General features: G+C 66.8%; 20 protein-coding genes and 1 pseudogene. 10 read left to right on the forward strand and 11 right to left on the reverse strand.

What is annotated here, in order from left to right; genetic code table 11:
* Positions 1-4: 4 nt before the first annotated feature.
* Positions 5-1,642 carry a ShlB/FhaC/HecB family hemolysin secretion/activation protein gene (locus AC3WLY_RS02645; protein WP_492332642.1) on the reverse strand — a complete coding sequence of 546 codons (1,638 nt, stop codon included), beginning with the start codon at positions 1,640-1,642 and terminating at the stop codon, positions 5-7.
* Positions 1,643-2,071: 429 nt separating this feature from the next.
* Between AC3WLY_RS02645 and AC3WLY_RS02650 the strand changes: the two genes are divergently transcribed.
* Together AC3WLY_RS02650 and AC3WLY_RS02655 are read left to right on the forward strand one after the other, a co-directional pair.
* Complete coding sequence (locus AC3WLY_RS02650; RefSeq protein WP_012365191.1) at positions 2,072-2,704, forward strand: LysE family translocator; 633 nt, start codon at positions 2,072-2,074, stop codon at positions 2,702-2,704.
* 134 nt (positions 2,705-2,838) lie between these two features.
* Positions 2,839-3,126, forward strand: coding sequence for a helix-turn-helix domain-containing protein (locus AC3WLY_RS02655; protein WP_138849857.1), 288 nt, complete (start codon positions 2,839-2,841; stop codon positions 3,124-3,126).
* A gap of 123 nt (positions 3,127-3,249) precedes the next feature.
* Here AC3WLY_RS02655 and AC3WLY_RS02660 read toward each other — a convergent pair whose 3' ends face one another.
* Entirely contained in the window at positions 3,250-3,819 is a 570-nt protein-coding gene (locus AC3WLY_RS02660) for a hypothetical protein (RefSeq protein WP_175960271.1), read from the reverse strand.
* A 219-nt stretch (positions 3,820-4,038) separates the two neighbouring features.
* A complete protein-coding gene (locus AC3WLY_RS02665; RefSeq protein ID WP_006749370.1) occupies positions 4,039-4,497 on the reverse strand; it encodes an Lrp/AsnC family transcriptional regulator in 459 nt (152 codons plus the stop codon).
* A 125-nt stretch (positions 4,498-4,622) separates the two neighbouring features.
* Between AC3WLY_RS02665 and AC3WLY_RS02670 the strand changes: the two genes are divergently transcribed.
* The 3 genes from AC3WLY_RS02670 to surE all read left to right on the forward strand — a co-directional run bounded on the left by AC3WLY_RS02670 (position 4,623) and on the right by surE (position 6,615).
* Positions 4,623-5,357 (forward strand): AzlC family ABC transporter permease, encoded by a 735-nt coding sequence (locus AC3WLY_RS02670; protein ID WP_072438172.1) that lies wholly within the window; start codon positions 4,623-4,625, stop codon positions 5,355-5,357.
* A complete protein-coding gene (locus tag AC3WLY_RS02675; RefSeq protein WP_175002410.1) occupies positions 5,350-5,658 on the forward strand; it encodes an AzlD family protein in 309 nt (102 codons plus the stop codon). The genes AC3WLY_RS02670 and AC3WLY_RS02675 overlap by 8 nt, the downstream gene beginning before the upstream one ends.
* 177 nt (positions 5,659-5,835) lie before the next feature.
* Positions 5,836-6,615: a 5'/3'-nucleotidase SurE gene (gene surE, locus AC3WLY_RS02680; protein ID WP_492310427.1), complete on the forward strand. Its 780-nt coding sequence runs from the start codon at positions 5,836-5,838 to the stop codon at positions 6,613-6,615.
* Positions 6,616-6,772: 157 nt separating this feature from the next.
* Here surE and AC3WLY_RS02685 read toward each other — a convergent pair whose 3' ends face one another.
* The 6 genes from AC3WLY_RS02685 to AC3WLY_RS02710 form a co-directional block, all read right to left on the reverse strand.
* Entirely contained in the window at positions 6,773-7,594 is an 822-nt protein-coding gene (locus tag AC3WLY_RS02685) for an SDR family oxidoreductase (RefSeq protein WP_310130502.1), read from the reverse strand.
* Positions 7,595-7,625: 31 nt separating this feature from the next.
* Complete coding sequence (locus AC3WLY_RS02690; protein WP_279610696.1) at positions 7,626-7,880, reverse strand: glycoside hydrolase domain-containing protein; 255 nt, start codon at positions 7,878-7,880, stop codon at positions 7,626-7,628.
* A 67-nt stretch (positions 7,881-7,947) separates the two neighbouring features.
* Positions 7,948-8,415: a cupin domain-containing protein gene (locus AC3WLY_RS02695; protein ID WP_175960263.1), complete on the reverse strand. Its 468-nt coding sequence runs from the start codon at positions 8,413-8,415 to the stop codon at positions 7,948-7,950.
* Positions 8,416-8,585: 170 nt separating this feature from the next.
* On the reverse strand, positions 8,586-9,938 hold the full coding sequence (locus AC3WLY_RS02700; protein ID WP_310130499.1) for a pyridoxal-dependent decarboxylase: 1,353 nt from the start codon (positions 9,936-9,938) through the stop codon (positions 8,586-8,588).
* Between the two features lie 29 nt (positions 9,939-9,967).
* Entirely contained in the window at positions 9,968-10,267 is a 300-nt protein-coding gene (locus AC3WLY_RS02705; protein ID WP_034181860.1) for an ArsR/SmtB family transcription factor, read from the reverse strand.
* Positions 10,268-10,446: 179 nt separating this feature from the next.
* Positions 10,447-11,334, reverse strand: coding sequence for a LysR family transcriptional regulator (locus AC3WLY_RS02710; protein ID WP_492310428.1), 888 nt, complete (start codon positions 11,332-11,334; stop codon positions 10,447-10,449).
* A gap of 133 nt (positions 11,335-11,467) precedes the next feature.
* Between AC3WLY_RS02710 and AC3WLY_RS02715 the strand changes: the two genes are divergently transcribed.
* On the forward strand, positions 11,468-12,505 hold the full coding sequence (locus AC3WLY_RS02715; protein ID WP_175960257.1) for an aldo/keto reductase: 1,038 nt from the start codon (positions 11,468-11,470) through the stop codon (positions 12,503-12,505).
* 33 nt (positions 12,506-12,538) lie between these two features.
* On the opposite strand, the gene AC3WLY_RS02720 is transcribed toward AC3WLY_RS02715, so the two are convergent.
* Complete coding sequence (locus AC3WLY_RS02720; RefSeq protein WP_208457416.1) at positions 12,539-12,703, reverse strand: P-loop NTPase family protein; 165 nt, start codon at positions 12,701-12,703, stop codon at positions 12,539-12,541.
* A 23-nt stretch (positions 12,704-12,726) separates the two neighbouring features.
* Between AC3WLY_RS02720 and AC3WLY_RS02725 the strand changes: the two genes are divergently transcribed.
* The 3 genes from AC3WLY_RS02725 to AC3WLY_RS02735 all read left to right on the forward strand — a co-directional run bounded on the left by AC3WLY_RS02725 (position 12,727) and on the right by AC3WLY_RS02735 (position 15,124).
* On the forward strand, positions 12,727-13,203 hold the full coding sequence (locus AC3WLY_RS02725) for a GNAT family N-acetyltransferase (protein ID WP_310130485.1): 477 nt from the start codon (positions 12,727-12,729) through the stop codon (positions 13,201-13,203).
* Between the two features lie 312 nt (positions 13,204-13,515).
* Positions 13,516-13,779, forward strand: coding sequence for a helix-turn-helix domain-containing protein (locus AC3WLY_RS02730; protein ID WP_152855977.1), 264 nt, complete (start codon positions 13,516-13,518; stop codon positions 13,777-13,779).
* Position 13,780: 1 nt separating this feature from the next.
* Positions 13,781-15,124: a type II toxin-antitoxin system HipA family toxin gene (locus AC3WLY_RS02735; protein WP_492310429.1), complete on the forward strand. Its 1,344-nt coding sequence runs from the start codon at positions 13,781-13,783 to the stop codon at positions 15,122-15,124.
* Between the two features lie 51 nt (positions 15,125-15,175).
* On the opposite strand, the pseudogene AC3WLY_RS02740 reads toward AC3WLY_RS02735, so the two are convergent.
* Positions 15,176-15,272 (reverse strand): annotated as a pseudogene (locus AC3WLY_RS02740) (class I SAM-dependent methyltransferase); the annotation flags it as partial.
* Positions 15,273-15,402: 130 nt separating this feature from the next.
* Here AC3WLY_RS02740 and AC3WLY_RS02745 point away from each other — a divergent pair.
* Positions 15,403-16,404 (forward strand): hypothetical protein, encoded by a 1,002-nt coding sequence (locus AC3WLY_RS02745; RefSeq protein ID WP_492310430.1) that lies wholly within the window; start codon positions 15,403-15,405, stop codon positions 16,402-16,404.
* The last annotated feature ends 110 nt before the right edge of the window (positions 16,405-16,514 follow it).

Here is a 16,514-nt window from a genome sequence, read left to right on the forward strand (position 1 = left end):
GCACTCAGAAATACTGAGCGGCCTGAACCCATACGCTCGGCGCGCGGGTCGGCGAGCCGAACGCCGCGCCGAGCGGCCACGCGGCCGTCAGCGTCACCTGGCGCTTCGCGCCGAACCAGCTCGCGCCGACACCGCCGGCCTGCATGTGCTGTATGTTTCGCCCTTGCGTCCACGGGTACTTGTCGGCCTGCACGCGCCCGGCGTCGACGAACGTGCTGACCTGCCATCCCGGCGCGACCAGATAACGCAACTCCGCGCTGGCCTGCCAGCCCTGGTCGCCGCTGCCGGCGCCGAGCGCGTACGCGCGGACGCCGTACGGGCCGCCGAGACTGAATTTCTCCGATTCGTCGAGATTGCGCGACGCGAGCTGCGCACTGAATTGCGTGTACAACTCGAACCGGCGCCCCAGCGCCTGCACTCGCAGCGCGCTCACATTCAGCTTCGTAAAGCTGCCGATCGATTTTTTCAGCGCATCCGCTTCGAACGGATCGTTGCTGCGCAGCCGCCCGACGCCGAACATCACCGAGAACCCGTTGCGGCCGCCGCCCAGCCAGCCGTCCTGACTGTTGCCGCTGACGCCGAAGGTCCACAGGCCGATGTTCTTGTCGCGCCGGATGTCGAATACGCCATAGTCGTCGCGCAGGTTCTTGTTTTCGTACTGGATCTGCGCAGTGACGCTCAGGTTTCGCGCGCGCACGAGCGGCTGCGTCACGTACGCGGTCTGCACGCTCGCACGCCCGCTGGAATCGAGATCCGAGAATGCTCCGCCGAGCCGGTAGCGCAGCGACGAATACGCAACGCCGACCCGTGTCGACGCGGGCCCGACCGGTAGCTGGTAGCCGGCGCGGTAGTAGCGCTGCAGCTCGTTGCTGACGAGCCCGCGCAGGCTCAGGCGATCGCCGAGCCGCAGCGGAGAATTGACGTCGACGCTGCCGCCGACACGGTAGCGCCCGAGCGCTGCGTCGCCGAAGTTGTCGAATTCGAGCGATCCGGACGCGAGCGGCCCTTGGTCGGCGTCGACGACGAGATCGGTGGTGCCTGGCATATCGCCCGGACGCAATGTGCCGCGCGCGGCGACGCCGGCCAGGTCGTCGAGCAGCAACAGGCTGCGCTCGAGACCGGACCCGCGCACGACATCGCCCGGATGCAGCGCCGAGAGCGGCTGGCGCAGCGCGGCGCCGAGCACGCGCGAATGATTCTGGATCGTGATTGCGCCGTAGCGTCCTTCGGCGATTTCGATACGCACGACGCCGTCGTCGATGTCCTGGCGAGGCAGATAGGCACGCGCAAGCACGTAGCCATGGCGGCGATAGTAGGCAGTGATGCGCGCAGCGGCGCGTTGCAGGTCGGCGAAACCCAGCGTGCTGCCGGCAAGATCGGCGACGAGCGGCTGCAACTCGTCGTTGCCGAACACGGTATTGCCGTCGAGCGCGAATGCGCGAACGAGCACGCGAGGCCCCGACTCGGGCGCGCTCTCGGCAGCCTCTTCCGACGGCGCCACCGTCAGCTCGGGCACAGCTTCCGGCGGCAGATCCGGCCGTGGTGCCTCGATATCGCGCATCGCTCGCCCCGCATCCGGCACTTGCGCATGGACCGGCTCGAACAGGCTTGCGGCGCCGCCGCAGATCAGCGCCACGCACAATGCGTGGCGAACCCGCGGGACCACACCGACGTCGCGCGACACCGACCGCGAACCGACCCCGCGCGACCGCGTCGCTTCGACGCGATCGATGTCGGCCGAACGGCGGTCGACGATTTGCATATGATCTACCCACATGGAATTCATTCAGACCTGGCCGGCGAGGCACTTGCCGGCTGTGACTCAATCGCCGAATGCTACAGACAGACATTCCGCATGTATTTAGATCACGTACGAAAATTCGCGACAGAATTGTTAGTTGCTGACGCAACCGAGCGGCATGCCCCGATAGTAAAAACGGCTTCCGCTTTATCGGAAGGATGGAAGCAAGTCGGCCGTCGGCCGGATCCCGGCGCGAGCACGGTTGACCACCTGCAGCGGCACGCCTAAAGTGGCATTTCTTTTTACGCCGCTCACGCGAAAAGGATTCCCATGATCGACTTCTCCACGCTCGCGTTGTTCTCCGGCGCGTGTCTGGCGCTGACGGCCACGCCGGGCCCCGACATGCTGCTGATCGCATCGCGCAGCGTGAGCCAGGGCCGGCGCGCGGGCTTCGCGACGCTCGCCGGCATTCAGGCGGGCACCTACTGTCATGCGCTCGCCGCCGCGCTCGGGCTGTCGCAGCTCTTTCTCGCGGTACCGATCGCGTACGACATCGTGCGTTTCGCCGGCGCGGCCTATCTGCTCTATCTAGCGTGGAAGACGTTTCGTTCGGACGCGACCGCGCTATCGCCCGTCGCGTCGCAGCGCCGGCACTCGACCGCCGCGATCTTCCGTCAGGGCCTGACGACGAACCTGCTGAATCCGAAGATGGCGCTGTTCGTGCTCGCGCTGTTCCCGCAGTTCGTGCGACCCGGGCACGGCTCGATCGCCGTGCAGATTCTCGTGCTCGCGACGGTGCTCAACCTGATCGGGCTCGTCGTGAACGGCGCGGTGATTCTCTCCGCGAGCCGGCTGAGCCAGCGGATCGGCGCGCGCCGCCGTCCGTCGAAGCTGCCGCAATATCTGCTCGGCACGGTGTTCGTGGGGCTCGCGGCGCGACTCGCGGTGGCGGGACGGAACTGAGTTCGCACCCTCCCGAAGCATGCGGGAAAGCCTGATATCCATTCGGATCACTAGTCGAATTCAGGCCACCGGCAAACAATCTGGCTCGCACACTTCCGCGCATTCGGCGCGCCGCCGATTGAAGGGGATTCGATATGGCAACCTATAAGGCACTGCGCGAGCGCGCATTGTCCGATCCGAAGGTACGCGCCGAATACGACCGGCTGAACCGCGAGGAATTCGCGCTGCTCGACGCAATGCTGGCCGCCCGGCGAGCCGCCGGTCTTTCGCAGGCCGATGTGGCAGAGCGCATGGGCACGAAGGCGCCTGCCGTCACGCGGCTCGAACGGGCGCTCGCGACAGGCCAGCACTCTCCATCGATCGACACGCTGCGCAAGTATGCCGCCGCGTGCGGCAAGAAACTCGTGATCTCTTTCGCCTGAGTCGCACCCGAGCCCGAACATGCATGAATCGGCCGTCGGTGCGCGGGCGGAGACTAGGCGGGAGGCGGAGCAGGTGGGCCGCCAGTCGCAAGCGACATCGTCGTGACGCGCGATGCCGAGCGGTCAGCGCGTCGCGCCCAGCGCCACGCGCAGCCGCTCCATCAGTTGCGTGTAATACCGCAGCACGTCGTCCCTGGGCACGACATTCGCGGTCGCGAAGCGATCGGACCACGCCGGCTTCCATTCATACGAGCCGTGCACGCTGCGGTCGCCGTCGGGCGCCTGGATCAGCGAGCGGATCCGCGCGTCGCGGCCCGGGCCCGTGTGCATGTCGAACAGCGCGTGGATATACGTGTGATACGCGTCGTACACGTCGTCGTCGAACAGGTAGCGGTAGATGTGGAACGTGCGGTCGAGCTCGCGCTTCGCGCGGATCACGTCGTCCGGCGAGATGTCCTTCCAGTAGCCGATCCACGTGTAGAAGCACAGCAGCGCATTGAGCTGCGGCGCGACCGCGTCGTACAGCGCGAGCCGCTTCTCGATCAGCCGCTGGTTGGTCCACTGCACGAGTTCGAGCCGCTTCAGCCGGCGCGCGACGAGCCAGCCGAGACACGCGACCGACAGCGGCGTCAGCACGCCGAGCACGAGCTTGACGATTTCCAGCGAATTCCACGGATTGTTGAATGGCTGCATGGTGACCCGACAAGAAGAAACGCATCCGCACCGGCGCATGACCCGGCGCGCAGCGCCGCCTGCCCGATCGCATCGACATTGACCGTTAGTTGCTTGTGCATCGAACGTCGCACCGCGGTGCGAACAATACATTCGAAGCGGCGTGACACGCCAGTTTATCCGGCGATTGTCGCCGAGCCGTGACCGTTCGTCGACTCGTCGCCGCACGCACGCGCCGCGCTAGGTCGGAAGCGCCGACGTGAGCTTGACCTTCTGCATCGGAATATCGGTCTTCACGCTCAGCACGCCCGGGATGCGCGTCAGGGTTTCCATCTGGAAGCGCCGGTAGTCGTCGATGTCGGCCGCGACGACACGCAGCAGGAAATCGCAGTCGCCGGCCATCAGGTGGCACTCGACGACTTCCGGCATCTGCTGAACGGCATCGGCGAAACGGTTCACGGATTCCGCGTCCTGCCCCTTCAGCCATACGCGCGTGAAGATGGTCAGCCCCTTGCCGACCTTCGCGGGATTCAGCACGGCCACGTATTTCTCGATCACGCCCGCTTCCTCGAGAAGCCGCACGCGCCGCAGGCACGGCGATGGCGACAGCCCGACCTCGTGCGCGAGTTCCACGTTCTGCATGCGGCCGTCGCGCTGGAGCGCGCTGAGGATCCGCCGGTCGATGGCATCCAGTTTCATTTGGCATCCGATTCCAAGAAATTCTCAAATCACGCGTTCAATGCCAAATTCTCCGAAATCCATGGCGACAACGCAACCCGATTCGAGTCAAAAAAGCAGACAATCCCTCCCCCGAAGGAGGAGTCATGAGCAGTAGCGTTTCAACGTCGTCCGGGCTTCGCGACAAGCCCGCCTATGTCGCCGAGATGGGTCGCGGATTGCGCGCGGCGCTGCCCGTCATGCTGGGTTTCGTGCCGTTCGCGCTGGTGCTGGGCGCGCAGGCGGCGCAAAAAGGGTTGAGCCTGTTCGAGGTACCGATGATGACGGGCCTGAACTTCGGCGGCGGGTCCGAATTCGCGGCGATCCATCTGTGGACCTCGCCGCCGCATATCGCGCTGATCGTCGCGATGTCGTTCCTCGTGAACTCGCGGCACATCCTGATGGGCGCCGCGTTCGCGCCGTACATCCGGCGCCTGCCGCGCCGCCGCGCGTTCGCGGCGCTGTTCTTCATGTGCGACGAGAGCTGGGCGATGTCGCTCGCCGATGCGCGCTCGCGCTCGGCCACGCACATCAGCGTGCCCTATTACGCGGGCATCTGCGCGGGGCTCTACCTCACGTGGATCTCGATGACCACGCTCGGCGCGGCGGTCGGCCCGACGATCGGCAACGTCGAGCAGTACGGCTTCGACATGGCGTTCACGGCCGTGTTTCTGGTGCTGCTGCGCGGGATGTGGAAGGGGATGCGCGCGAGCCGCCCGTGGTTCGTGAGCCTCGTCGTCGCGGCAGCCACGCACCTGGCCGTGCCCGGCGCGTGGTACGTCGCGGCCGGCGCGTGCGCGGGACTGATCGCCGCGCTGCGGTGGGAGCCGCGCGATGCCTGAGCTTCCGGATTTCAGCACCGTCGCGACGATCGTGCTGATGGCGTCGACGACCTACCTGTCGCGCATCCTCGGCTACGTGCTGCTGCGCAACCGCACGCTCAGCCCGCGGATGGCATCGGTAATGGAGAACGTGCCCGGCTGCGTGCTGATCTCGGTGATCGCGCCGGCCTTCGTGTCGACGCGCCCGGCCGACCTGCTCGCACTCGCGATCACGCTGCTCGCGGCGACGCGGCTGTCGATCCTGCCGACCGTCATCGTCGGCGTCGTGTCGGCGGGGCTGCTGCGGCACCTGCTCGGATAAACCGTTCCGACCCGCCGCGCACGCGGCACCTCCACCGACGAACGGGCGCGCGATGCGCCCGTTTTCACGTCCGCGCCGGCGACACGACACGACGATTCTCACGCCGGGATGCTAGCCTTGTGGCTTGCGCCACGCTGCACTTCCCCCTCATCGCCCATCTCCGCGAGGACCGCTCCGATGCAAGAAACCCACCCGCTTTTCGACCGCGTCCTGCTGACCAACGACGACGGATTCGACGCCCCCGGCCTTGACGTGCTCGAACAGGTCGCCACGCAACTGGCGCGCGAAGTGTGGATCGTCGCGCCGGCCGAAGACCAGAGCGGCACGTCGCATTCGCTGAGCCTGCACGAGCCGCTGCGCGTGCATCGCAAGGGCGAACGCCGCTTCGCGGTGCGCGGCACGCCCGGCGATTGCGTCGCGATCGCGGTCAGCCACCTGATGAAGGACGCGCGGCCCGACGTCGTGCTGTCCGGCGTGAACCGCGGTGCGAATCTCGGCACCGAAACGGTGTTTTCCGGCACGGTCGGCGCCGCGATGACGAGCATGCTGGTCGGCGTGCCGGCCATCGCGCTGAGCCAGGCGTTCACCGATCGCAACGCGGTGCCGTGGAATACGGCGCTCGCGCATGCGCCGGACGTCATTCGCCGGCTCGTCGCCTCCGGCTGGGATAGCGACGCGTGCCTCAACGTGAATTTCCCGGCACGCCCCGCGCAGGACGTGCGCGGGCTGAAGGTGACGAACCAGGGCGCCGGCACGCTGCAGGGCGTCGAGATCGTGTCGGGCCGCGACCCGCGCGAGATCGACTATCACTGGCTGAAGCTCGCGCGCGCGCCGCGCGACGACGACGCGGATTCGGAAACGGTCGCGCTGGGCGAAGGGTATGTGGCCGTCACGCCTCTGAAGTTCGAGCGCACGCACGACGGCGCGCTCGCGCGGCTGCGGTCGAATCTCGGCTGATCGGGTTGGCCGGGTTGGCGGCTTCGGCGGCTTCGGCGGCTTCGGCAGCTTTGGCCGGGCGGCCGCTTCGGCGCTTGCGCACGACGCCTGCGCGAGGCGCCCCCATTGCCCGGTCGCGTCGGCGCACAACGTCGCGTACGCGGCCGCCCGCACAGCGTCACGTCAGGTTCAATCCCCCGTCGAGCATCACGATCTCGCCCGTCACGTAATCGGACGCGACGAGCATCGCGACCGTCTGCGCGATGTCGTCCGGCGCCGCCGCGCGACGCATCGGCGCGCGTTCTCGCCAGAGCTGCTGCGCTTCGGTCCAGCCGGCGGTCAGCGGCGTATCGACCAGCCCCGGCGCGACCGCATTGACGCGAATCGCCGGCGCGAGCGTGCGCGCCAGCAGCCGCGTCGTGTGATTGAGCGCGGCCTTCGCCGCCGCATACGGAATCGACGCGCCTTTCGGCCGCACGCCCGCATGCGAGCTGACGTTCACGACGCAACCGGCCCGCCCGCGCGACGCCGCTTCGAGCAGCGCGGGCTGTGCTTCGGCGACGAGCCGGAACGGCGCGATCACGTTGATCTCGTGTATCTCGCGCCACACGTCGGGCGTCGCCGCCGCGAGGTCCTCGTGCGGAATCACGCGGCTGATCCCCGCATTGTTGACGAGCACGTCGAGCCGCCCGTGCACGGCGAGCGCGTCGCGGATCAGCCGCACGCGCTCGGCATCGTCGGCGAGATCGGCCTGCACGTAGGCCGCGCCGAGTTCGCGCGCCATCGCGCGTCCGCTGTCGGCCGAACTGCGGGAATGCAGGATCACCGCATAGCCGTCCGCCGTCAGGCGGCGCGCGATGGCCGCGCCGATCCCCGACGTCGAGCCGGTGACGAGTGCGACGGGCCGATGCAGGCGCGACGCGCGCGGCTCGGCAGCGGCTTCGGTTTCAGGCTCCGTTTCGGAAATCGGGGCATGCATCGGCGGGAGCGGCGCGTCCATATCGGGGAACCCTGTCGGTGGCGTTCCCGCATCATAAGCGCGACGACGCGACCGGGATATCCATCGTCACTTCCTCGAACAGCGGCGTACCGAGGCAAAACACGCTACCGACCGGGTTCAGCGAACAGATGCCGGGCACAGGCAGCACGTACCACGCGGAAAGCTGGCCGCAATCGTCGTTGCCGGGAATCGGGAAGGCGGTCCGACAGGATCGCTCTCGCGTCGATACAGGCCAGCCGCACGAGCCGCGATACCAGCGAAAACAGGGGGCAGCGACGATCGTCACAACCGCTTAACCCAGCGATCGCCGGGCGCGGTGACCTGCAGCCTGCATCAGGGCATCGCCGATCGGCTCAGCGCTGCTTCGGCAGGTCGACAAAATCCTCGAGCTCGCCGGCCACGTACAGCCGCTTGCCGATTCTCGGGTATTCGCACACGTCGTGTTCGAGGCGCTGCCCGGCGACGATCAGTTCGAGCGGCACGTCACCCGTGTTCTGCAGCGTGTGCGCTTCACCGCCGCGCGCGAAGCCCAGGAAATCGCCGGGCCCGACGTCGTAAGGGCGTTCGCCGATCGTGACCGTCCCCGTGCCGGACAGCACGTACACGCATTCTTCCTCGTACAGGTGACGGTGGTATTCGGCCGATTCGTGGCCAGGCATCAGCGTGAGCAGGTGGAAGCCGAACTGCGTGATACCGGTCAGGTCGCTGAGCGGTCTTTTGAAACGAACGGCATTGGAATTCAGCGAATGCACGGCGCGCGTCGGTTCCATCTTCGCGATATCGGCGGCCTTCAGCAATTCCCGGGGAGGGGTGATCGACATGGGGGACTCTCGTTAGCGTGACTGCATCGGTTGGACGCGCCACCCGGGGCCGGCGAACGGGCGATGCGGCGCATGGGCGCGCTCCGGCATTGTCCGACATTTCCGGCCGCGTGGAGACACGGCATCGCATGGCGACGCCGGTTCGCCGCCGCTCCGGCCCCCGCCACCCGTCAGCGCACGGGCGTGCCGCGCAGTTCGGTCAGCAGCGCCACGAGCCGATCGATGTGCGCGTCTTCCGTGCGCCACGACGACACGCTGATGCGGAACGCCGGACGCCCCTGCCACACGGTCGCGCCGAACCACACGTCGCCCGAATCCTGCGCGGCCTCGCGGATCGCGACAGTTTCCTCGTCCGTGCCGGCGCGCACCAGCACCTGGTTCAGCACGACGCGGTTCAGCACGTCGTAGCCGGCCGCACGCAGGCCGTCCGCGACACGCGATGCCTGCGCGCAATGCCGCTCGACCATCGTGGCCAGCCCGGCACGGCCGAGCGAGCGCAGCGCGGCCCACACGGGAATGCCGCGCGCACGCCGCGAGAATTCGAGGTTCAGGTTCTTCTGCGCGTCCGGCGCGCCGCTCAGGTAGACGGCATCGCTGTTCATCGCGGTCGCGAGCGCGTCCGCGTCGCGGCAGATCACCATCGCGCCGTCGTACGGGGTGTTGAGCCACTTGTGGCCGTCGGTCGTCCAGCTATCCGCGCCGTCGATGCCGTCCGTCAGCGCGCGTTTCGACGACGCGCGTGCCCACAGCCCGAACGCGCCGTCCACATGCACCCATGCGCCGGCCGCCTTCGCAGGCGGAATCAGCGCCGCGAACGGATCGAATTCGCCGGTGTTCACTTCGCCGGCCTGCAAGCAGAGGATCGTCATGTCGTCGAGCGGCGGCAACTGCGCCGGGTCGATGCGACCGTGTGCATCGACCGGCGCGACGACGAGACGCTTCAGCCCGAAGCCGAGCACGCGCAGCGCCTTCTTCACCGTGATGTGCGCAAGCTCGGAGATCACGACCTTCACCTCGGGCGCGCCGATCAGGCCGTCCTCGTCGACGTCCCAGCCCTTGCGTGCAAGCAGCGCGCGCCGCGCGGCCACCAGCGCGACGAGCGTGCACGCCGTCGCGCTCGTGCCGAAACCGACCGCGCTGCCTTCGGGCAACGCAAGCGCGTCGACGACCCAGCGCGCGGCCCGACGCTCGATCGTCGCGGCCACCGGCGAATTCGCGTACGACGACGCGCACTGATCCCACGCGAGCATCAGCCGCTCGGCCGCCGCCGCGGCCGGCAGCGCGGCGCCGATCACGAAGCCGAAGTAGTTCGGGCCGTTCGACGCGACGGTCGCGGGCGAGCCCTGCTCGTCGAGCAGGCGCAGCACGTCGTCGGCCGGGCGGCCCGTATCGGGCAGCGGCTCGTCGAAGGCGGCGAGACCGGCCAGCGCGGCTGCGTCGGGAAACGCCCGCCGTTCGTTCGTCGCCGCGAGATACGCATGCGCGCGCCGGTCGGCGTCGGCCAGCAATGCAAGTTCGTCCATATCGATTGCCTCGGTGGGGATCGGTCGAATCAGAGTTGCGAGAGATCGCGGCCGAGCTGCTGCAGCGCGCCGTCGATCCGCTTGTAATACGTGAACTTGCCGACGCGGGTCGCCTGCACGAGCCCGGCATCCGCGAGGATGCGCATGTGGCGCGTGGTCGTGGCCGGCGCGATGCCGAGCTTCTCGGTGATGTACGTGCAGCACACGCCGAGTTCGTCGAAATCGCCGTGCGGCTGCGGCGGGAAATGCTTGCGCGGCTGCTTGAGCCAGCGCATCACGGCCAGACGGCTTTCGTTGGCCAGTGCGCTGATGCGGGTGACGTCGTCCATGGGGTTGGAAGGCTTTGTTTAACGTTTCGCATATTAGCTAAATGACGAAACGTGGGCAATCTGCTCGAGGTTCGATTTCAGGCTGTCGCGTCACGTTCGGGATCACGACATCGGCATTCGATGCGATCGCGGCAAAACGGCTGCCACACCCTCCCGCAGGCAGCGTGAGCAACGCGCCTTTACGCCCCCGCCAGTGCCTGCGCCAGCCGCTCGATCAACGCGCGCACGCGCCGCGGCTGCACGGCGCTGCCCGGATAGACGATCTGCAAATCGACGTCGCCCGGCGAGAACGCGCGCAGGACCTCGACGAGCGCGCCGGACGCCAGGTCCCGTTCAACGTCGACCAGCGACTTCAGCGCGACGCCATGCCCCGCGATGCACCACGCACGCACGAGCGCGCCGTCATTGGCGACGCGCCGGCCGCGCACCATCACGCGCTTCAGTTCGCCATCGATGCTGAACGGCCATTCGGCATACAGGTCGGGCCCGAAACGCATCACGATGCAGTCGTGCGCCGCGAGATCGTCCGGATGCCGTGGCGTGCCGTGCGCAGCGAGATACGCGGGCGACGCGCACACCACGCGCCGTGCACGGCCGAGCGAACGGCTGCGCAGCGAACTGTCCGCCAGCGTGCCGCGGCGGATCGCGAAATCGAGCCCTTGCCCGACGAGATCGACGTAGCCGTCGCCGAGATGCAGGTCGACCGTGACGCCCGGATGCTCGACCAGGAACGCGTCGACGACGGGCACGACGCGCTCGCGCCCGAGATCGGCCGGTGCGCTCAGGCGCACGGGCCCCGACAGCGTCTGTGCGCCTACGCGCACGCGGCTTTCGAGTTCGTCGGCCTCGGCCAGCAGGCGCCGCGCGCCGGCAACCAGCGTGCGGCCCTCGTCGGTCAGGCTGATCGCGCGCGTCGTGCGCGTGAGCAGCGCCGCGCCGTAGTGGCGCTCGAGCGCCGCCAGCCGTTCGGACACCGTGGCCGGCGACAGACCGACCTCCCGGCCCGCCGCAGCCAGCCCGCCCTTTTCCACGATGCGCAGGAACAGCGCGAGGTTATCGAGCAGCATTGTTCGCCTTATCCGAGGGATATTTTCGAATTCTGCCCAATTATCTGAAATATCCGCAAGCGATACAGTGTGATTCCGCCGACGAGCGCCCGTCCGGCACGCGCCGGGCTTCGACCATTCAAAGGAAACGCACATGGAATACCGTACGCTCGGCCGCTCCGGCCTCAAGGTTCCCGTCCTGAGCTTCGGTGCCGGCACGTTCGGCGGCACCGGCCCGTTGTTCGGCGCATGGGGCAACACGGGCGTCGACGAAGCGCGCCGCCTGGTCGACATCTGCCTGGAAGCCGGCGTCAACCTGTTCGACACCGCCGACGTGTATTCGGACGGCGAATCCGAACGCGTGCTCGGCGCGGCGCTCAAGGGGCGTCGCGACCGGGTGTTGATTTCGACGAAGACGGGCCTGCCGACCGGCGATGGCCCGAACGACGCGGGCACGTCGCGCGCACGGCTTGTGCGCGCCGTCGACGCCGCGCTGCGCCGCCTCGACACCGACTACATCGACCTGCTGCAACTGCATGCGTTCGACGCGGGCACGCCGGTCGAGGAAGTGATGTCGACGCTGGACGAACTGGTGCGCGCGGGCAAGCTGCGCTACATCGGCGTATCGAATTTCGCGGGCTGGCAGATCATGAAATCGCTTGCGGCAGCCGATCGCTACGGGTGGTCGCGTTACGTGGCGAACCAGGTCTACTACTCGCTCGTCGGCCGCGACTACGAGTGGGACCTGATGCCGCTCGGCGCGGACCAGGGCCTTGGCGCGCTCGTGTGGAGCCCGCTCGGCTGGGGCCGGCTCACCGGCAAGATCCGCCGCAACGCGCCGCTGCCCGAAGGCAGCCGCCTGCATGAAACGGCCAGCTACGGGCCGCCGGTCGACGACGAGCGCCTGTACGACGTGGTCGATGCGCTCGACGCGATCGCGGAGGAAACCGGCAAAACCGTGCCGCAGATCGCGCTGAACTGGCTGCTGCAACGACCGACCGTGTCGTCGGTGATCATCGGCGCGCGCAACGAGGAACAACTGCGCCAGAACCTCGGCGCGGTCGGCTGGTCGCTGACCGATGCGCAGGTCGCGACGCTCGACGCGGCGAGCGCGGTGCAAGCGCCGTATCCGTACTTCCCGTATCGCCGGCAACAGGCGTTCGCGCGACTCAATCCGCCGATGCGCGGGTAAGGGGCGACGGCCGACGGACGTGGCCGTGCCGCACTACGCTGGCACGCCCGCGTCGCCGAGCCGCACGACCTTGTCGGTCGCGCCGATGGCCGAACGCCGGTGCGTGATCGCGATCACCGTGACATCACGGGCCAACAGCCGCACATGCTCCATGATGTCGCGCTCCGTGGCTTCGTCGAGCGCGGAACTCGCGCCCACTCCTGATCGAAAGGTCCGCAAACATGAACGCCAACGACGCCGGCCTGACCGTACGCGCGGTCCGGGAAGACGACTATGACCACTGGCTGCCGCTGTGGGACGGCTACAACCGCTTCTACGGACGCTTCGGCGACACGGCACTGCCACCGGCCATCACGCAGCTCACGTGGTCGCGCTTCTTCGACGGCTACGAACCCGTACATGCTTTCGTCGCGGAGCGCGACGGCAAGCTGGTCGGGCTCGCGCATTTCCTGTATCACCGCAGCACGACGCTCGCCGGGCCGACCTGCTATCTGCAGGATCTGTTCACGCTCGACAGCGAGCGCGGCAAGGGCGTCGGCCGCGCGCTGATCGAGGCCGTGTACGACGCCGCGCGCCAGCATCGCGCCGAACGCGTGTACTGGCAGACGCACGAGACGAATCACACGGCGATGCGGCTGTACGACACCGTCGCGGAAAAATCGGGGTTCGTGGTCTACAGGAAGGTGTTGCCGCGCTGAGCACGGCGGGGCGGGTGGTCAACCCAGCGGCCGCGCCTTGATCCACGGAAACGGCGGCACTCGTGACCATTGCTTCAATGAGCCAAATGGCGAAACATGGGCAGCGCCGCCTCCGGAATTGCCCCGCACGATTGAATCCCATGCTCAATCCCGGAAACGGTCGCCTCGGCAGCCTTGGTAGCCCCGGGGCCACAAAATCTTCCTCTTCGCCAGCTCCTGTATCCCCAAGGCGACAATTTAAATATGTCATTTTGTAGCAGAAGGGCTACAATCAGAACCAATCTGGCAATTTTTGATGCCTCGGGGCTACAAATGACAACACTGGCCGATGTTGGAGAAATGCTGAGAGAAGGCCGCCGCGCGGCAGGTCTCTCACAGCAAGAGCTGGCCGAGCGCGCCGGTGTCGCGCGTACGACGCTCGCCCGCATGGAAACGCTTGCGCGAGGCGACATGAGCGTATCTGCGCTCGTTCGCCTCCTTGAAGCAGCCGGTTATGACCTGCGAGCGGTCAAGCGCGGACATGGACGCACGCTGGACGACATACTGACCGAACAACGCACGATGGGAGATTCGTGACATGCGCCTCCCCGTCTACGTCAAAGACAGACTCGTTGCTCATCTCTATCGCCAGGCGGACGACTATGCGCTGCGTTACACCGCGGACGCTACCGCCGAAGATTTTGCCAGCCTGACCATGCCCGTTCGCGAAGATCCCTGGGTCTGGCCTCGCGACTTGCATCCCTTCTTCCGGCAAAACTTGCCGGAAGGTTTTCTCTTTCAGGTGATTCGCGAAGAGTTCGGCCCCTATCTCGATGGAACAGACCTTTCGCTTCTGGCCGTCATCGGCAGCGCCGGCATCGGCCGGGTAACCGTCGCCCCAGAAGATGGCGCGCCAGGCGGTGAACTCGACCCGCTCGACCTGAAGAGCCTGCTGCACGAGGACATCACAACCGCTCGCTTTGCGGAACTTGTACGGTACTACGCTCGCGCGGCAATTTCAGGTGCCGTGCCCAAATTCCTTGCGCCTGAACTCTCGCCGACCCAGGCACAGGTAGGCAAGCAAACACTCCGCACGAGCCGACACATCATCAAGGGATCCGATGAGCAAACACCCTATCTTGGTTTCAACGAGCACTACTCGATGCAGGTGCTGGCAAAACTCGGCGTCGCCCGGGTAGCCAAGACCGCGATGTCGGACGATGGCCGCGTGCTCGTCGTTGACCGGTTCGACGTCGACGAGCAAGGCAAACCGACGTTTGGCCTGGAAGACGCTTGTAGCCTGCTTGGGCTTCCTCCTCACGAGAAATACCGCCCGTCGACCGAACAGATCCTCAACGCAACGAAGCCTTATATCAGCGCCGCCAATTGGAGACGAGAGGCCGAGCAACTCGGCTGGCAGCTCATCGCCAACTATGTTGTGCGCAACGCGGACTGCCACGCCAAGAACATCGCTCTCCTCTACTCGAACATCGATGACGTCGTCTACACGCCAGCCTACGACATTGTCACCACTGAGGCCTATCCGCGCTTTGCGAACAATCCCCCCGGCCTGAGCGTCGAAGGTCGCAAAACGTGGGCACCTGGCAAGACGCTGGAACGCTTTTTCAACACGCGTCTCGGCATTCCGCCGAAGCAATATCGCGAAATGGTCGAAGCACTGTGCGACTCCGCCGTATCAACAGGAAAAGACATCGTCGAAGCGGCGAAAAATGAAACGCGGTGGCACTGGATCGCGAAGCAGATGCTGCACGCATGGAACGAAGGCATGGGGTCGCTCCGCAGCGCCAAGCCACAAGTGGCGCTCAAAGCACTCACGCCGGTCATCGAGGCCGCCGGGTTCTCAGACGCGGACCGGGCTGATAACGCGAGAGAGGTGATTGGCCGCTCGGAATTGCTGGCAAATCACGGCAAGGAAAACTGATACCCGCGCAGATTCAGCCGACGGGAACAAGTCCGACCTCCTGCGCCTGCCTCACCCCGCCGGCCTCCCCTTGATCCACAGAAACAGCGGTACGTGCGCCCACTGCTTCAACCGATCCATCCGTATCGGCATGGTCCGGCAGCGGTTCGCATGACCGGGTTGCGCCACATCCGGCGCTTTCCGTTTCCGGCGGCGAAGTTCTACAGTTACAGAAAACAACCCGCGCCGCCGTGCCTCGTCCCCGTTCGACGATACGCACCCGATTCCGAGGAAAGCCCATGCCGAGTATCGTCGCCGCTCCCGCCAATCTCCCCCCGAGCCCCGTCGCGGCGGAAACGCGCATGGTTCACGATGTCGCCACGCTGAAGCCGTCCGACTACCGTTCGGCCAATGGTTCGTCGTGGGTCATCTCCACCATCACGCCGGCCGCGGACAGCGGCGCGAACGTGACCGGCGCGACGTATTTCGACACCGCGAAAGGCCGGACCGTCCCGGTGCCCGACGCGCGCCGCCGTTATGCGAATCGCGGCACGTGGCAGGTCGTCGCGAGTTCGAGCCCGTCGGTGCCCGCGACCGGCCGCTACGACTGGCTGACGCTCGCGTGGCTGCCGATCAATCGGCGGCCGCTGCCGCAAACGCCCGAGCATCTGTATTCGCCGTTCATTCGCGGCGGCACGATCGTTTATCGATGGAATCCGGCGGCAGAAGGCGGCGAACAGTTCGGTAACGTGCGGATGATCTTTCCGGAATGGACGCAGCAGGTGGCGGATGCGTTGCGATCCGCGCCGCCGTCGTTGCCGGACGGCGCGTCGGCCACGCCGGCTGCGCTCGATCGCCTGAAATCAGACAGGAATCCGATGGCCGCCGTGCTCGACTTCGGCGACGCGCTGCGTGAAGAGCCGGTGGAACGGATCGTCGCGCGGCTGCCCGCCTTGCTGCAGGTGAACGACCTGCATGAACTGTCGGCCATCGTATTCCTGTGCCTGTCCGGGTCGCGCGCCGAAGACCGGCCGCGCTTCGTCGAAGCGATCGACGCGGCGATCGCGGGCACCGACGACAGCGCACGCCTGCTCGCGATCGCGTATGGCGCGTTCGCGGCGGGAAGGTCCCGGCCCTATCCATTCAATGACGCCGCGCAGACGGCCCGCATCAACAACGTGTTCGGGGCGCTGAAGCGACGCATATCGGCGCTCGGCGTACCGATTGCGGAAGGTTCGCCGTGGTACGAATTCTTCACGGCCTACAGGCTCGGCGGCGCGGCATCCGGCAACGGTCAGTGACCGCACGTAAGTGATCGGCGGCGCGGCAGCGGATGCCTGTTTACCGCGCCTGCGTCACCGCTTCTCCTCGTTCGGATTCGGGTAGAACGAAACCGGATCGCCGCGCAGCG

The organism is Burkholderia sp. FW306-1C-G01B, assembly GCF_058781685.1.

Coding starts and splice junctions, on each gene's coding strand:
- AC3WLY_RS02655 (WP_138849857.1), top strand. CDS start 2,839: ATGGCAACCTATAAGGCACTGCGCGAGCGCGCATTGTCCGATCCGAAG.
- AC3WLY_RS02735 (WP_492310429.1), top strand. CDS start 13,781: ATGCGCCTCCCCGTCTACGTCAAAGACAGACTCGTTGCTCATCTCTAT.
- AC3WLY_RS02715 (WP_175960257.1), top strand. CDS start 11,468: ATGGAATACCGTACGCTCGGCCGCTCCGGCCTCAAGGTTCCCGTCCTG.
- AC3WLY_RS02725 (WP_310130485.1), top strand. CDS start 12,727: ATGAACGCCAACGACGCCGGCCTGACCGTACGCGCGGTCCGGGAAGAC.
- AC3WLY_RS02650 (WP_012365191.1), top strand. CDS start 2,072: ATGATCGACTTCTCCACGCTCGCGTTGTTCTCCGGCGCGTGTCTGGCG.
- AC3WLY_RS02660 (WP_175960271.1), bottom strand. CDS start 3,819: ATGCAGCCATTCAACAATCCGTGGAATTCGCTGGAAATCGTCAAGCTC.
- AC3WLY_RS02665 (WP_006749370.1), bottom strand. CDS start 4,497: ATGAAACTGGATGCCATCGACCGGCGGATCCTCAGCGCGCTCCAGCGC.
- AC3WLY_RS02695 (WP_175960263.1), bottom strand. CDS start 8,415: ATGTCGATCACCCCTCCCCGGGAATTGCTGAAGGCCGCCGATATCGCG.
- surE (WP_492310427.1), top strand. CDS start 5,836: ATGCAAGAAACCCACCCGCTTTTCGACCGCGTCCTGCTGACCAACGAC.
- AC3WLY_RS02710 (WP_492310428.1), bottom strand. CDS start 11,334: ATGCTGCTCGATAACCTCGCGCTGTTCCTGCGCATCGTGGAAAAGGGC.
- AC3WLY_RS02705 (WP_034181860.1), bottom strand. CDS start 10,267: ATGGACGACGTCACCCGCATCAGCGCACTGGCCAACGAAAGCCGTCTG.
- AC3WLY_RS02745 (WP_492310430.1), top strand. CDS start 15,403: ATGCCGAGTATCGTCGCCGCTCCCGCCAATCTCCCCCCGAGCCCCGTC.
- AC3WLY_RS02730 (WP_152855977.1), top strand. CDS start 13,516: ATGACAACACTGGCCGATGTTGGAGAAATGCTGAGAGAAGGCCGCCGC.
- AC3WLY_RS02670 (WP_072438172.1), top strand. CDS start 4,623: ATGAGCAGTAGCGTTTCAACGTCGTCCGGGCTTCGCGACAAGCCCGCC.
- AC3WLY_RS02685 (WP_310130502.1), bottom strand. CDS start 7,594: ATGGACGCGCCGCTCCCGCCGATGCATGCCCCGATTTCCGAAACGGAG.
- AC3WLY_RS02675 (WP_175002410.1), top strand. CDS start 5,350: ATGCCTGAGCTTCCGGATTTCAGCACCGTCGCGACGATCGTGCTGATG.
- AC3WLY_RS02700 (WP_310130499.1), bottom strand. CDS start 9,938: ATGGACGAACTTGCATTGCTGGCCGACGCCGACCGGCGCGCGCATGCG.